Annotated in this window: 15 protein-coding genes; 6 read left to right on the top strand and 9 right to left on the bottom strand. The window is 72.0% G+C overall.

The genetic code is table 11. The features are described 5' to 3' along the window. The coding region (locus G3I42_RS31350) for a helix-turn-helix domain-containing protein (RefSeq protein WP_164291076.1) at nt 1-232 on the bottom strand (232 nt) is incomplete at its 3' end. Nucleotides 233-475: 243 nt separating this feature from the next. Between G3I42_RS31350 and G3I42_RS31345 the strand changes: the two genes are divergently transcribed. The 3 genes from G3I42_RS31345 (at nt 476) to G3I42_RS31335 (ending at nt 3,143) form a co-directional block, all read left to right on the top strand. Beyond that, the gene (locus tag G3I42_RS31345) at nt 476-1,171 is read left to right on the top strand and encodes a DUF4097 family beta strand repeat-containing protein (RefSeq protein WP_164291071.1); all 696 of its coding nucleotides are present in this window, start codon (nt 476-478) and stop codon (nt 1,169-1,171) included. 83 nt (nt 1,172-1,254) lie between these two features. Further along, nucleotides 1,255-2,316, top strand: coding sequence for an ATP-binding cassette domain-containing protein (locus G3I42_RS31340; protein WP_164291070.1), 1,062 nt, complete (start codon nt 1,255-1,257; stop codon nt 2,314-2,316). A gap of 74 nt (nt 2,317-2,390) precedes the next feature. After that, nucleotides 2,391-3,143 carry an ABC transporter permease gene (locus G3I42_RS31335; protein WP_203607599.1) on the top strand — a complete coding sequence of 251 codons (753 nt, stop codon included), beginning with the start codon at nt 2,391-2,393 and terminating at the stop codon, nt 3,141-3,143. A gap of 95 nt (nt 3,144-3,238) precedes the next feature. On the opposite strand, the gene G3I42_RS31330 is transcribed toward G3I42_RS31335, so the two are convergent. Further along, complete coding sequence (locus G3I42_RS31330; protein ID WP_203607593.1) at nt 3,239-3,919, bottom strand: PepSY domain-containing protein; 681 nt, start codon at nt 3,917-3,919, stop codon at nt 3,239-3,241. A 194-nt stretch (nt 3,920-4,113) separates the two neighbouring features. Further along, nucleotides 4,114-5,169 (bottom strand): aldo/keto reductase, encoded by a 1,056-nt coding sequence (locus tag G3I42_RS31325; protein ID WP_164291069.1) that lies wholly within the window; start codon nt 5,167-5,169, stop codon nt 4,114-4,116. A 149-nt stretch (nt 5,170-5,318) separates the two neighbouring features. Here G3I42_RS31325 and G3I42_RS31320 point away from each other — a divergent pair, with 149 nt between their 5' ends. Together G3I42_RS31320 and G3I42_RS31315 are read left to right on the top strand one after the other, a co-directional pair. Then, nucleotides 5,319-5,957, top strand: coding sequence for an RNA polymerase sigma factor (locus tag G3I42_RS31320; protein ID WP_164291068.1), 639 nt, complete (start codon nt 5,319-5,321; stop codon nt 5,955-5,957). After that, complete coding sequence (locus G3I42_RS31315) at nt 5,954-7,018, top strand: CU044_5270 family protein (protein ID WP_203607592.1); 1,065 nt, start codon at nt 5,954-5,956, stop codon at nt 7,016-7,018. The genes G3I42_RS31320 and G3I42_RS31315 overlap by 4 nt, the downstream gene beginning before the upstream one ends. Nucleotides 7,019-7,102: 84 nt before the next feature. Here the strand turns inward: G3I42_RS31315 and G3I42_RS31310 are convergent, their stop codons facing one another. Both G3I42_RS31310 and G3I42_RS31305 read right to left on the bottom strand, forming a co-directional pair. Next, nucleotides 7,103-7,306 carry a DUF397 domain-containing protein gene (locus tag G3I42_RS31310; RefSeq protein ID WP_164291067.1) on the bottom strand — a complete coding sequence of 68 codons (204 nt, stop codon included), beginning with the start codon at nt 7,304-7,306 and terminating at the stop codon, nt 7,103-7,105. Next, nucleotides 7,303-8,172: a helix-turn-helix transcriptional regulator gene (locus G3I42_RS31305; RefSeq protein WP_164291066.1), complete on the bottom strand. Its 870-nt coding sequence runs from the start codon at nt 8,170-8,172 to the stop codon at nt 7,303-7,305. The genes G3I42_RS31310 and G3I42_RS31305 overlap by 4 nt, the downstream gene beginning before the upstream one ends. 125 nt (nt 8,173-8,297) lie before the next feature. Between G3I42_RS31305 and G3I42_RS31300 the strand changes: the two genes are divergently transcribed. After that, on the top strand, nt 8,298-8,732 hold the full coding sequence (locus tag G3I42_RS31300) for an ATP-binding protein (RefSeq protein ID WP_164291065.1): 435 nt from the start codon (nt 8,298-8,300) through the stop codon (nt 8,730-8,732). On the opposite strand, the gene G3I42_RS31295 is transcribed toward G3I42_RS31300, so the two are convergent. From G3I42_RS31295 to G3I42_RS31280, 4 genes are all read right to left on the bottom strand, one after another. After that, nucleotides 8,720-9,361, bottom strand: coding sequence for a hypothetical protein (locus G3I42_RS31295; protein WP_164291064.1), 642 nt, complete (start codon nt 9,359-9,361; stop codon nt 8,720-8,722). The two genes, G3I42_RS31300 and G3I42_RS31295, sit on opposite strands and share 13 nt — an antisense overlap. A 690-nt stretch (nt 9,362-10,051) precedes the next feature. Beyond that, nucleotides 10,052-10,501 (bottom strand): hypothetical protein, encoded by a 450-nt coding sequence (locus tag G3I42_RS31290; RefSeq protein ID WP_164291063.1) that lies wholly within the window; start codon nt 10,499-10,501, stop codon nt 10,052-10,054. A gap of 399 nt (nt 10,502-10,900) precedes the next feature. Continuing rightward, complete coding sequence (locus G3I42_RS31285) at nt 10,901-11,938, bottom strand: hypothetical protein (RefSeq protein ID WP_164291062.1); 1,038 nt, start codon at nt 11,936-11,938, stop codon at nt 10,901-10,903. Beyond that, nucleotides 11,935-13,401: a phenylacetate--CoA ligase family protein gene (locus G3I42_RS31280; RefSeq protein WP_164291061.1), complete on the bottom strand. Its 1,467-nt coding sequence runs from the start codon at nt 13,399-13,401 to the stop codon at nt 11,935-11,937. The genes G3I42_RS31285 and G3I42_RS31280 overlap by 4 nt, the downstream gene beginning before the upstream one ends. Nucleotides 13,402-13,804 lie beyond the last annotated feature (403 nt).

The following is a 13,804-nucleotide window of genomic DNA, read 5'->3' as shown; positions in this document are numbered from 1 at the left end:
CGGGTGCGGCGGGGCCCGCGGCGGGTGCGGCACGGCGCCGGGAGCGCTGTTCGGTGGCGCGCTGGGCGCGTTCGGCGCGGTATCCGGCGGGGCCGCCGTTGCGCATGACCTCGCGCGTGACGGTCGAGGTCGGGCGGCCGATGAGCCGGGCGATCTCGGCGTAGGCGAGGTCGTCGCCGAGTCCCTGCGCGATCCGCTTGCGCTCCTGCTGCGTGAGCCTGCCTCCCGGCACCGCGACCACCACTCCCTCGTCCGTACGACGTGTCCCCGCGGGGACGAGCATAGCTTTCACGACACTTCATTGCAACGCCCTCCGGAGGTCGCGCGTTGCATTAGACACAACTCCGTTGCAACGAAATCCCGCTTTCAGCCTGCCATTTCGCGATTCCTGAACGAAATACGCGTTGCCGGTTCCGCGAACGCAACGTAGCGTTTCCATCATCGCAAACACCAACCAGCGAGAACGGACACCGCCATGACCGAGCAGGCCCCCACCCCCACCGCCCCCGCCACCCTCACCGCTCCCCCCGCCCTCACCCTCACCGTCGACATCCCCGCCGGCCGCCTCCAGGTCATCGCCACCGACCGCGCCGACGCGACGGTGGAGGTCCGCCCGGCCGACGCCGGACGGAGCCGCGACACGAAGGCGGCCGAGACGTTCGAGGTCACGCACGGGCAGGCAACCCTCCGGGTCGCCCCCGCCGCGCCCCGGCACCGCCTCCTCGGCACCTCGGGCGCCGTCGAGATCACCGTCCACGTGCCGAGCGGCACCCACCTGGAGGCGAAGGCGGCGAGCGCCGGTCTGCGCGGGGTCGGCAGGCTCGGGGACGTGACCGTCGAGGGGCAGCGCGCCGACGTCAAGCTCGACGAGACGGCCGGGGCCCGTATCACCGTGCAGGACGGCGATCTCACGATCGGCCGGCTCGGCGGCGCCGCCGCGCTGCGCACCCGCCGGGGCACGCTCCGCGTCGCCGAGGCGGTACGCGGCGAGGTCACGCTCCGTACGGACAGCGGCGACATCGAGGTCGGCGCGGCCCCGGGCGTCGCGGCGGCGCTGGACGCGCAGACCCCCGCGGGCCGTATCCACAACGCCCTCGTCAACGCCGCGCGCCCCGCCCTCCACCTCCACGCCACGACGTCGCACGGCGACATCACGGCCCGCAGCCTCTGACCGCCCGCGCCCGCCCGGGGCCGCGCCCACTGCCCGGCCCGGGCCCGCCCCGCTCACCCGCAGCCCCGAAGGAGCCCACCCCGATGACCACGCACCAGCCCCCCAACTCCCCGCCCCCGCCCGCCGATCCCGCCACCCGCACCACCGCTCCCGCGACCGGCGCCCCCGCTCCCGCGCCCCAGACCCCCGCCATCTCCGCGACCGCCCTCCGCAAGTCCTACGGCGACAAGACCGTCCTCGCCGGTATCGACCTCACCGTCCCGGAGGGCACCGTCTTCGCCCTCCTCGGGCCGAACGGCGCGGGCAAGACGACGACGGTGCGCATCCTCTCCACGCTCGTCACGCCCGACGCCGGCTCCGGAGCCCTCACGGTCGGCGGGCACGACCTGGCCCGCGAGCCGCAGGCGGTACGCGCCGCGATCGGCGTCACGGGGCAGTTCTCGGCCGTGGACGGGCTGATCACGGGCGAGGAGAACATGCTCCTGATGGCGGACCTGCACCACCTCGGCAAGCGCGAACGCCGCACGGTGACGGCGGAGTTGCTGGAACGGTTCGACCTGACGGCGGCGGCGCGCAAACCCGCCTCCACGTACTCGGGCGGCATGAAGCGCCGCCTCGACCTCGCCATGACCCTCGTCGGCGGCCCGCGCATCCTGTTCCTGGACGAGCCCACGACGGGCCTCGACCCGCGCTCGCGGCACGCGATGTGGCAGCTCGTGCGCGACCTCGTCGCGGGCGGCACGACCGTCCTCCTCACCACGCAATACCTGGACGAGGCCGACGAGTTGGCCGACCGGATCGCGGTGCTCCACGAGGGCCGGATCGCGGCCGAGGGCTCCGCGGACGAGCTGAAGCGGCTCGTCCCCGGCGGCCACGCGCGGCTGCGCTTCACCGACCCGGCGGCGTACGGCGCGGCGGCCGCAGCGCTCCCCGACGCGGTGGGGGACGAGGCGGCGCTCACGCTGCGGGTCCCCGGCGACGGCAGTCAGCGCGCGCTGCGCACGCTCCTCGACCGGCTGGACGCGGCGGGCGCGGAGGCCGCCGAACTCACCGTGCACACACCCGACTTGGACGACGTGTTCTTCGCCCTCACCGAGAGCGCCCCCGCCACCGTCCCCACCCCTTCGAAGGAGACCCCCCGATGACCACCACCGCCATCCCTTCCGCCCCCACCGCCTCCGCCCCCGCCGGCGGCTCCGCCTTCCGCGACTCGCTCACCATGCTCCGCCGCAACCTCCTCCACGCCCGCCGCTACCCCTCCCTCACGCTCAACCTCCTCCTCACCCCGATCATGCTGCTCCTGCTCTTCGTGTACGTCTTCGGCGACACGATGAGCGCGGGCATCGGCGGGGGCGGGGCCGACCGCTCCGCGTACGTCGCGTACCTGACCCCGGGCCTCCTGCTCATGACGATCGGCGCCACGGTCGTGGGGACGGCGGTCTCGGTGGCGATGGACATGAGCGAGGGGATCATCGCCCGCTTCCGCTCGATGCCGATCCACCGGGGAGCGGTGATCGTCGGGCACGTCATCAACGGCGTGCTCCAGTCGGTCGCGAGCGTCGTCCTGGTCGCGCTCGTCGCGCTGGCGATCGGCTTCCGCTCGACGGACGCGAGCGCGCTGGAGTGGCTGGCGGCGCTGGGTCTGCTCGTCCTCTTCGCGACGGCGCTCACGTGGATCGCGGTCGGCATGGGCCTGATCAGCCCGAACGCGGAAGCGGCGAGCAACACCGCGACCCCGCTGATCCTCCTGCCCCTCCTGTCGAGCGCGTTCGTCCCGCTCGACAGCATGCCGGGGTGGATCAGGCCGATCGCCGAGTACCAGCCCTTCACCCCGGCGATCGAGACGCTGCGCGGCCTGCTCCTCGGCACGGGCATCGGCCACAACGGCTGGCTCGCGCTGGCCTGGTGCGTGGGCCTCACGGTGCTGGGCTACTTCTGGGCCACAGCGAAGTTCCAGCGGGAAGCGGAGTGACGGAAGGTACGGGGGCGGTACGGGTACGCGTACGGGGCGACGAGGACGTACGAGTCCGGCGCCGCCCCGTACCGCGCTCGCCCCTCAGCCGTGCCTCAGTCGTGCCGCTCGGGGCTCACCTTCACCGAGTCCAGCGGGACCGACCAGTCCCGGTCCTCGGGCCCCGTCTCGACGCTCCAGTGCCCGCCGCCCTCCGGCTTGAGCTTGACGGAGACGACGGTGCCCTTCGCCGCCGCCGCCTTCGCGGCGGCGGCCGCGTCCGTGGCCCCGCCCTTCAGCAGCCGCTTCCCGCGCGCCAGGTCGTCGCTCTCGCCGCGCTCCTGATGACTGGAGAGGACCGCGCCGCCGGCCGGGTTCACGTCGACGGCCTGGAGCGTGCCGTCCTCGGCGAGGATCTCGAACTCCCAGATCAGCCGGTCCTGCGCGTTGTCGTCGATCTCGGCCGAGACGACCTTCCCTGGCGTATGGGCGAGGGCCTTGCCGATCGCCTCGGGGGCCGGGAGCATCGCGGCGGCCTTGGCCTCGGCACGGTGCTCCTCCGCGTCGGACCCGGTCCCCTTCTTGGGCGGCAGGGTGGACGACCCGCCGGGGGACGGGCTCGCGCTCGTACTCGCCCCGGAGGACGAGCCGCTCCCGGCGGACGACGAGGCGCTTCCCGCGGAGGCGCTCGGCGAGGAGCCGCCCCCGGACGAGGACCCCCCGTCATCGCACCCGACGGCAGCCCCGCCCGCGAGCACGACACCGACCACAGCGGCGAGAACGGACGTACGCCTCATCACGCAGAACCTCCGGAGAAAGAAGACAAGTCCGCGCATCGCGCGTGACCCGGACAGACCCCATCTTCCCCACCGCCCCTGAAGCAGCCCTGAAACGACCTGAAGAGATCTTCAGCTCGCGCTTGGGCGCTCGCCCCGCCGTCGGACCCCACCGCGCCGCGCGCGCCTCAGCCTCCGACGCCGCTCGCTCCGCCTCAGTCCTCCGACGCCGCCCGCTCCCCCGTGGGCCGACGACGCCGCGCGGCGTCCGTGAGGGACGGCGGAGCCCAGGCCCCGTCCGGCGGGTAGACGTCCGTGCCGGGCGGGACGATCGCGTCGAGACGGTCGAGCAGCGCGTCGTCCAGCACGAGGTCCGCGCCCTTGAGCGTGGCCCGCACCTGCTCCTCGGTGCGCGGTCCGATGATCACCGAGGTGACGGCGGGATGCGCCAGCGGGAAGGCCGTGGCCAGTTCGGGAAGCGTGCGTCCCGCCTCCTCGGCCACCTCCACGAGCGCTTCCACCGCGTCCAGCTTGGCGGCGGTGAGCGCGGCGGCCGGGTCGAACCGCCCGGGGTTGATGGTGGGGCGGCCGGTGGCGAGATCCATCGTGCGGCCCTTGCGGTAGCGACCGGTGAGGAAGCCCGAGGCGAGCGGCGCCCAGGTCAGCACTCCCATGCCCAGGCGCCCGGCGGTCGGCAGCACATCGCGCTCGATCCCGCGCGCGAGGAGCGAGTACGGCGGCTGCTCGGTACGGAAGCGGAGCAGGCCGCGCCGTTCGGCCACGTGGTGCGCCTCGACGAGGTCCTGCGCGGGGAAGGTGGAGCAGCCGAACGCGCGGATCTTCCCGGCCCGTACGAGATCGGTGAGGGCGCTCAGCGTCTCCTCGATGTCCGTCGTGTGGTCGGGGCGGTGCACCTGGTAGAGGTCGATCCAGTCGGTGCCGAGCCGCCGCAGGCTCTCCTCCACCTCTTTGACGATCCAACGGCGGCTGTTGCCACCGCTGTTGGGGTCGTCCCCCATCGGGAAGTGCACCTTCGTCGCGAGGACGACGTCGTCGCGCCGCCCCTTGAGCGCCTTGCCGACGATGATCTCCGACTCGCCGGCGGAGTACATGTCGGCGGTGTCCACGAAGTTCACCCCGGCGTCCAGCGCCGCGTGCGTGATGCGGGCACAGTCGTCGTGGTCGGGATTGCCGATCCCGCCGAACATCATGGTGCCGAGACAGTACGTACTCACCCGCATGCCCGTCCCGCCGAGAACCCGGTACCTCATGTTTCCGCTCCCCCTTCTCCGACAACGAGGCGGCCGATCCTAGAAGTTGGAGTGGACTTCAGCGCAAGCTCCACCAGCGGCGGCGACTCCCCCCGCGCTGTGACCCACGTCACAGGAACCCCGCCCCGCGTGCCGGACAGTTCCCAGGAGTGACCACCGACGTGAGAACCCGCATCCGGGACGGCGATCCCGACGCCTTCGCCGAGCTGTACGAGACGTACGCGCGCTCCGTGTACAACCACGCCTTCCGTCTGACGGCCGACTGGTCGCTGGCCGAGGACGTGATGGCGGAGACCTTCGCCCTGGCCTGGCGGCTGCGCGCGAAGGTCTCGCCCGAGGGCGGCTCGCTGCGCCCCTGGCTCCTCGGCATCGCCACGAACGCGGCCCGCAACCACCGTCGCACCAACCGCCGTTACCGTGCCGCCGCCTCGGCCGCCGCGGCCTCGGGACCGGCGGCGCTCACCGTCCCCGACCACGCCGAGAACATCGCCGGGCAGGTGGACGACAGGCGCCGCATCGCCGCGATGCTCACCGCGCTCGGCACGCTCAGGCGCGCGGAACGCGAGGTCCTCGTGCTGTGCCTGTGGGAGAACCTCACCTACGTGGAGGCCGCGGCGGCCCTCGGCATCCCGCTCGGCACCGTCCGCTCCCGGCTCGCCCGCGCCCGCAAGCGGCTCGCCGCCCTCACCGACGCCGAACTCTCCGCCCGTACGCGGGAACCCGCACCGCCCGCCCGACAGACAAGAGGCGACCACATGCCCCGGCTCGCACGGAGAGGTACCCGATGAACGCCACGCCAGAGCGCCGGCCCACCGAATGGCCGCACGAGGACGCCCTGTTGCCGCCCGTCGTCAGGGAACTCCCGCCAGGACGCCACGAGTTCCACAAGGAGCGCCTCATGGCCCAGATCCACGCCGAGACAGAGCAGTCCGCCCCGTCCGCGCGGCAGACCCCCGCCCGTACCCCTTGGTGGCGCCGCCCCGTCCTCGTACTGCCCCTGGCCGCCTGCGCGTTGGCCGGAGCCCTCGTGGGCGGCAACGCGCTCATGGGCGACGACGAGCCCACGGGCCTCGCCACCGGTCCCCTGCTGACCACGCAGGTGGCCGCCGCCTCCGCGCACGGCACCGACGGCCTCCTCCGGCGCGCCTCGGCCGCCGCCGAGCAGGCCCCGGTCCCGGCCCCCCGGCCCGGCCAGTACATCTACATCGAGTCGGTCACCGCGAACACCTACGTCCGCACCCGAGGCGACGACAGCGAGGTCGTCAGCGACAAACTGCACCGGCGGCAGGTCTGGGAGTCCCCGGACGGCCACAAGGGCTGGCTCGTGGAGCCGGGCAACACCCCGAAGGGCGGCCTCACGCTCGACACGGAGGTGGACAGGGACGCGGCCTACGACGCGCTCGTCACCCTGCCCACGGACCCCGACGCCCTGCTCCGCCGCGTCTACACGATGAGCGAGGGCCAGGGAAACAGCCCCGACCAGGCCGCCTTCTCGACGATCGGCGACCTCATCAGCGAGTCGTACCCGCCCGCCGGACTCGAAGCGGCCCTCTACCAGGCCGCGGCGAAGATCCCCGGCGTCGTCACGCTGGACGACGCGGTGGACGCCGCGGGCCGCCACGGCATCGCCGTCGCCCGCCTCGACGAGAGGGCGGGCATCCGCGAGGAGTGGATCTTCGACCGGAAGTCCCTCACGCTCCTCGGCGAGCGCACCGTCCAGATCCGGGTACCCCGGCACGCGAACGCGGAGGACCGCCTGATCAAGCCCGGGACGATCCTCTTCACGAGCGCGGTCACCAGGCGCACGCTGGTCGAAGGCATGAAGGAGGCGCCTTCACAGCGGAGTTGACGCTTCGCGGGCGGGGCGGAGACGGGGTCCTCGTCTCCGCCTCCACCCGTACCGGGGGCACCGGACCCGCCCGGGCGGTACGGGTCAGGCGCGCGCCGCCGCGACGAAACGCGTCCAGGCGGCCGGAGCGAAACCGAGCACGGAACCGGCGGCGTTCTTCGAGTCACGCACGTGCAGCACGCGGGGCTCGACGGCGACCTCGACGCAGTCGTTGTTGTTGGCGCCGCTGTAGCTGCTCTTGAACCACAGCAGTTCGGCGCGGGCCTCGGACGAAGGCTTCGAGGTCATGTGTCTCCTAGCAGTTTCTCGATGAATTCCCTCGACCTGGCGGGCCCGAGGGCCTGCGAGCGCAGGATGCCATACCGCACACCCAGAACATGAACCTCTTGCGGGTCCGAGATGATCCGGCTGGTCATCTGGGCTTCGGAGTAGCCGAGGGTCTTCCCGTCCGCCAGCCGAAGGACCTGCAACTCACCTCCCAGCCCGGCGTGTTCCTCCGAGTCGGTCGGCATGACCTGGAGCTCGACGTTGGGCCGCTCGCTCACGGCGATCAGATGCTCCAACTGCCGGCGCAGCACGACCCGTCCACCGATCGGCCGCCGGAGCGTGACCTCCTCCAGCACGAAGGAGAGGGTCACCATCGGGCGCCGGTCGAACACGGACTGCCGGGCCAGTCTCGCCTCCACGAGCCGCTCGAACCGTTCACGCAGCAGGGCGGGCCGGGCCTGGGCGAACATCGCCGTGGCGTACTCCTTGGACTGGAGCAGTCCCGGAATGTTGAGGGCCCCGTAGACCAGTATCTCGACCGACTCCCGCTCCAGCTTCGTCAGATGACGCAGCTTTCTCGGGTACCGGGCCTCGGCGACGTCCCGCTTGAACTCCGCGAGTTTCCCACCAGCCTTCAGCACGGCATCGGCCTTCTCCAGGAAGTCGGGCTTCGGGATGCGCTTGCCCGCCTCGACCTTGTAGACCTGCGCCTCGCTGTAGCCGATCGCCGAGCCGAACGCGGTCTGCGAGAGCCCCGCACCCTGCCGCCAGAGCTTGATCTGCCGCCCGACGGCTTCGAGAACGGCGACCGAGTCCTCCTCGTCCTCGATCTCCTCGACGGAATCCCAGTTCTGGTTTCCCGAACCGTCGGTCTCCTCACGCGCCATGGCGCTCCTCTCTTCCGCACGGGTCCGCACAAGGCCGTACAAGCTCCGCGAGCCACCCGCACAGTCACGCCCCGTACGGACGTGATCACTGGAAAGCGTAAGGGGAAGGCATCAGCCTTGGTGACGTGAATCACGAAACTCCACAGCCGCCCGAAGCAACCCACCACTACTTCCGCTTGCAGTTGTCGAGCACCCCCAGGGGCGCGCGCCTGGCGCGTTTGCTGGCGGTCGAGCAACTGCGCGAGTGGGGCGTGCGGTTGACGGCACCGCGCCAGATCATCGCGGAGCTGGCCTCGAACGCCGTACGCCACGGCCACGTAAAGGGCCGGGACTTCGCGCTGGCCCTCGACCTGTCCCCGGCCCGGCTGCGCATCGAGCTGGTGGACACGCGGGGTGACAAGGACCTGGAGCCCACCGCCCCACCCTGGTACGCGGAACAGGGCCGCGGCCTCCTCCTCGTGGCGGCCTTCGCGGACGACTGGGGCGTGGACTGGGGCCCCGTCCCAAGGAAGACGGTATGGGCGGAGGTCCGGCTCCGCGAGGAATCTCAGTGGGGATAGCCGGTACGGACCACGTCGGCTCGCAGAGCGCCGAGTTCGGCGTCGGCCCGGAGCGCGGTGACGATCTCGCGGGTCAGGGGCCGCAGATCGTAGACGTGCCGCACGGCGGCGGCAGGGACTTCGGTCTCGAAGTAGTCCTCGGCGTGGGCGCGGTAGGCATCCGGGCCACCGAGGAGCACTTCGAACAGCCAGGCGGCACTGCCCAGCACGTCCTCCCCCGTACCGGCGCGCCAGGCGGTGTCGTCGGCGAGCCGCCAGAAGGAGGTGGTGGCGACAGGAACGTCCTCATCGCAGAAGGCGGGCTCGCCGAGGAAGGGACGGAAGACATCGGGGAGCCCGTCGAAAACACCGGGAGCGACTTCGAGCGGATCGCGACCGTACGGACTGAGCGGCGACTCATGATCGAACCCACGCGCCCAAACACCCTCCGGGGTGAAGACGATCCCGTACTCGTTCCCACTGGCGTCGTCCATGGAGGCGAGATCGACGCCATCGCCGCCCCACCCGGGAAAGAAGTCGAAGTACCCGCCCCCCGGCGCCAGCACAAGATCCAGCACAGCCATCGCCCGGCACCGCTCCCGCACCACCGCGATCCCCGGCAGCCCACTCACCACTTCATCAACGCGCATACTCGTGATCCCATCACTCCCCACTGACAGCGCCCACCACCAGACCGTTCACGCCCTGGGCAACCGCGAGGGCAACACACACACCGCGTCGGCGTACTGCTTGCGCGCCAGCGCCGTGGCCAGCGAAAGCAACGTCTTCCGCGTCTCCTCCACGGAGACCCGCAAGTGCCGATTGAGGCTGACACCCACGTGCAGAACCGACTCTGCGGCCTCGCCCTTCTCCTCGGGAGTACACGGAACGAGAATGATCGCCGCCCCGAATTGACCGTCGCCGCGAGCCCGAGATCCGGATGCGCGTCCTTGTCCGCATGCTTCAGATCGGACTCCGACCGCGGTTCGGCAACCGTGGGCGGTTGCCCCCTCAAGCGCGTCATCTCAGCGAGAAGCAGCACCCGGCCCGCCTCGTTGTAGACGACGCAGCGCTGCACGTAGTAATCCGTTTCTTCGAGAACTTCGCTGCTCTTTACGAACGAATAGGGCTGCGAATCAGGCAGCACTCTGTTCAACGTCCTTGCCGTCCCAGCCCTGTCCGGCATGTTCACGCACACGTCCCCGGCGATGATCCGCCCCCTCGGCTCGTCCCGCCACCCGAAGTACCACCCACAGAACAAGCCCACGGCCTACGCCACGACCGCCACTGCCCCGCCGGTACGGAGGCGCCTGCTGCTCATGGGCACCAGCCAGGTGCCTTCATCCTTCGGGCACCTTCGAAGGCAGGACGCACCTCGCATCGGCATGCGCCTGCCGTGCCAGGGCCTCGATCAGGGACAACAACGTGCTCCGGGCCTCCGGATCGGCCTGAAGCCGACGCCCGAGCAGGAGACTCACATGGAGACTCGTCGGCTCGCCGTCGCCTCTCTCCCCCCGCCTACACGGGACCAGAATCATGCCCGTCCAGGAGTTGACCTTGGCGCTGATGCCGGCCTCGGGACGGTCGTAGTTCTTGTCCCGCTCGCCCTCCAGCCAGACGCGCCCTACCAGGGCCGAGGGCTCGAGGCTGCCCAATGTGTCCACGGTCGCCCGGAGAAGTTCCCTGCGCTCGTCGTCCGCGACGACGCACACCGTCTGATAGTCCCGCGACGCCGGATCGACGTCATACACCCGCCCCTGGAAGTCGTGCGAGGACGAGCGCGGCAACACCCGGTCCAAGGTCCCAGCGGTCCCCGGCTCCCACCACTCCCCGCGCCTCATCCCGCCACCCGAAGTACCACGCGCAGAACAACCCGGAGAGCACCATGACGACAGCGCCGAGAGCCCCGGCGGGACGAGCCCGCTCCGCCAGCCCTCCTCACGCGTGAACCCGCCGCGGAGCCCTCCACCACCGCCCTCTCCCCACGATCACACCGCATCCGCTGATCGGCATCCGCGTCCCTTCCGGGCGCCCTCCCCAGCCTTGATCGGCTCACGCTCCCACCGACACCGGTACTGATCCGGAGCCGCACCCTCCCGAGGCGTCCGTTCATGCACACAAGCAACTCAGCGCCCCGGAGGTCAAGTTGGCTCCTTCGTCGCCACTCCCCTCGCCCGCCCCCGCTCCCCTCACGCCCGCCGGACGAGCGGAACCGCCCCCGTGCCGCGGCGGGCCGCGTCCTTGCGGGCGGTTCCTGGGGTCGGGCCCGTGCCGACGATCTCGCCGTCCAGTACGGCGAGCCAGCCGCCCGTCGTCCGTGCCTGGTCACGGAGGTGCGCCGGGTCGGTGAGCGGGCCGAGCGCGGCGTGCAGCGGGGGCGGGGCGGTCGGCGCGGGGGGCGTGGCGATGGCGCCCGCGCGCCATTGCGCCGTGGTCCGTTCGCGGCCCGTGCGCCGTATCCAGTAGAGGTGCTGGGCCACGATCACCGGGCCCAGTACCACCATCAGCGGGAAGGCCCCCGTGAGCGTGCCCGTCGCGAAGAGGACGCTGACCGCGCTGGAGGCGAGGACGCCGAGCGCGCCGGCGAGCAGGGCCGCCGCGCGGCCGAACGCCTTCGCCGCGACCATCGGGAAGAGCACGATCAGCAGCAGGTCTCCGAGTCCGAGGGCCACCGGCGGGTCGCCGCGCGTGACGGCGAGGAGCGGCGCGAAGGGCAGGCCCATGACCTGCGTCGCGAAGCGGTCCATCACCGAGGTGAGTCCCGTGGCCACCAGGTCGTACACGGCGAGCAGCCCCGCGAACCACGCCGCGTGCACCGAGCGGAACCCGCTCTGCGCCCACATCGCCGCGACCCCCACGACGGCTACGGCGAGCAGCACGTCGGTCAGCACCAGCACGGCGAGCGTCCGGTCCGCCAGGGCCAGCCCCCCGGTCGCGGCGACGGCGACCACCGCGAGGACCGCCGCCCGCAGGCCCCCGAGCAGAGGCGCCAGCGTGAACTGGAGCGCCGCGCACAGGACGAGGCCGAAGACGACGGCCACGGCGGTACGGGGCAGCTCCAGGTAGAGCAGCGGCGCCACCATCACCACGACCATGGCCACCAGCACGTCCGCCGCCTCGTACTTCCCCACCGGTGGCCTCGGCATCCGCACCCGCGCGACGTACCCGAGCCCGAGCAGCGTGATCACGGCCACGCAGACGTTGAGGCCGAGCAGCGCGGCGTTCATGCCGGGCTCGCGACGCGGACGGCGGCGGGGCGGATCGCCTCGAAGGTGTGCTCGCGCAGGTCGGCGCGGACGGGGCCGGTCGGCGGCATGTCCCCGGGGTCGTCGTGCAGCACGATGCCTTCCAGCGGGAGCCGGGCGGCGGTCGCCCGGTCCTCCAGCCGCCCGAGCAGGGCGTGCGCGGGCAACCGGGATACGCGGAGGTGCAGTTCGGGACCGCGCGTGGCCTCGACGAGCGCGTACCGCGCGGGCAGCGGCACCTCGGGCTCGGCCTCGATCAGGTCCAGCAGGTCACGGGTCGTGACGGCCTGGCTCAACTGCCCGGTCCAGCGGCCGAGCACGGGGCTCGTGGCGGGCAAGTGCGCCAGCTCGCAGTCCGGTTGTTCCTCGGGTACCCGTACGAGGTCCCCGGTCGCGTACCGCAGGAGCAACGTGCACTCGCGGTAGGGGACGTACGGGGTGTGGACGAGAACTCCCGTACCGCCGGGCGGAGTCGGCTCGTACGTGAGCGGGTCGCGGATCTCCGTCCAGCCGAACTCCGTGCTGTGGTGCAGGTGTCCGGCCGTGCAGGGCGTACCGCCCGAAGGCAGGGTCTCGGTCATCATGTACCCGGCGGAGATGCGGGCCCCGAAGGCCGCCTCGGCGCGCTCGCGCAGCGGCGCGGAGAGGACTTCGCCGCCCACCGCGAGGTGTTCTAGGCCGAAGTCGGTGGGCCGCCAGCCGTCCCGCTCGGCCGTCTGGACGAGGGCGGCGAGGTAGGAGGCGGACACGTTGAGATGGGTGATCTGCGCCGCCTTCCCCGGCAGGTTGAGCGGGGCGGCGAGGCGGTCGAGCGCGAGGACGGGGTCCACCGTGCCGATCTGCACGAAGGCGGCGCCGACGCGGGTCACCGACTCCTCGGTGCTCAGCAGCGGCAGCGTGGCCCGCGAGCAACCGCCGTACGCCATCGTGTGGTGCGGGCGCAGGCCGACGCCGAGCACGGCGGAGACCGTGCTGAGTGCCACCACGATCTCGGTCTCGGCCCGCGAGTACCACACGGCGGTGGGGGTGCCGCTCGTGCCCGTGGTGAGCGCCATCAGCGCGGGGCGGGCCCGGGCCGAGACGAACGCGGCGGGAAGGGCGCGCAGCGCGGACTTCTCCGTGACGGGCACCCGCTCCCACGTCTCGGGGGTCAACGTCTCTGGATCGAGGCCGTGTTCGGCGAAGAGGCGCTGGTAGTACGCGGTGTGCCGGGCGGCGGCGCGGGCGGTGGCCCGCAGGCCCCGTACCGCGACCGTGCGGCGGATCTCGGGGTCGGTCTGCCCTGCCTGCCCCGGCAGCAGCGCCGAGTCCTCGCCCGGCTCGCCGAACTCGGCGAGTGTGGCGACGAGGTCGCGGGCGATGCGTTCCAAGTCCCTCGGCCGGATGGGCCGGTTGCGCAGAATCGCGGAGGTGTAGCGGAGCTGGCTGAACGCGGTGCCGAACACGGAGCCTCCTGAAAGCCTGGACCGGGTCTGCGTCCCGGTCCAGGCCGGGCCTCGGTCCGGTCAGGCCATGCTGGCGAACATCGCGGCGGCGAGGGTGCTGTAGGCGTACTTGAGGTAGTGCTTGACCATGGCGGTTCTCCCTTGCTCGGGCCGTCGTGAAGGACGGCAGGGGCTACCTGTGACGCGTCGGCACACCCGCTTCCCGTGGGGACCCAAGGTCCGGCGCGCGCTCAGATTAAGGGAGTCGGGGGCGCGGCGACATAGGGCGGCGCGCTTTCCCCAGCCGTACGCGAGACCAGGTCGGACCCACCCGGCACACGCTTCGCGCCTGCCCCACCCGTACCGCCCGACAGCGTCCGGCGTAGGGGAGGACGGGCCCCGGGCACGGCTCGGCACCCCGCTC

It is taken from the genome of Streptomyces sp. SID11385 (genome assembly GCF_010548245.1).
Classification (GTDB): Bacteria; Actinomycetota; Actinomycetes; order Streptomycetales; family Streptomycetaceae; genus Streptomyces.
Note: the sequence above shows the minus strand (reverse complement) of the source record. Positions and strands in the feature narration are given on the sequence as shown.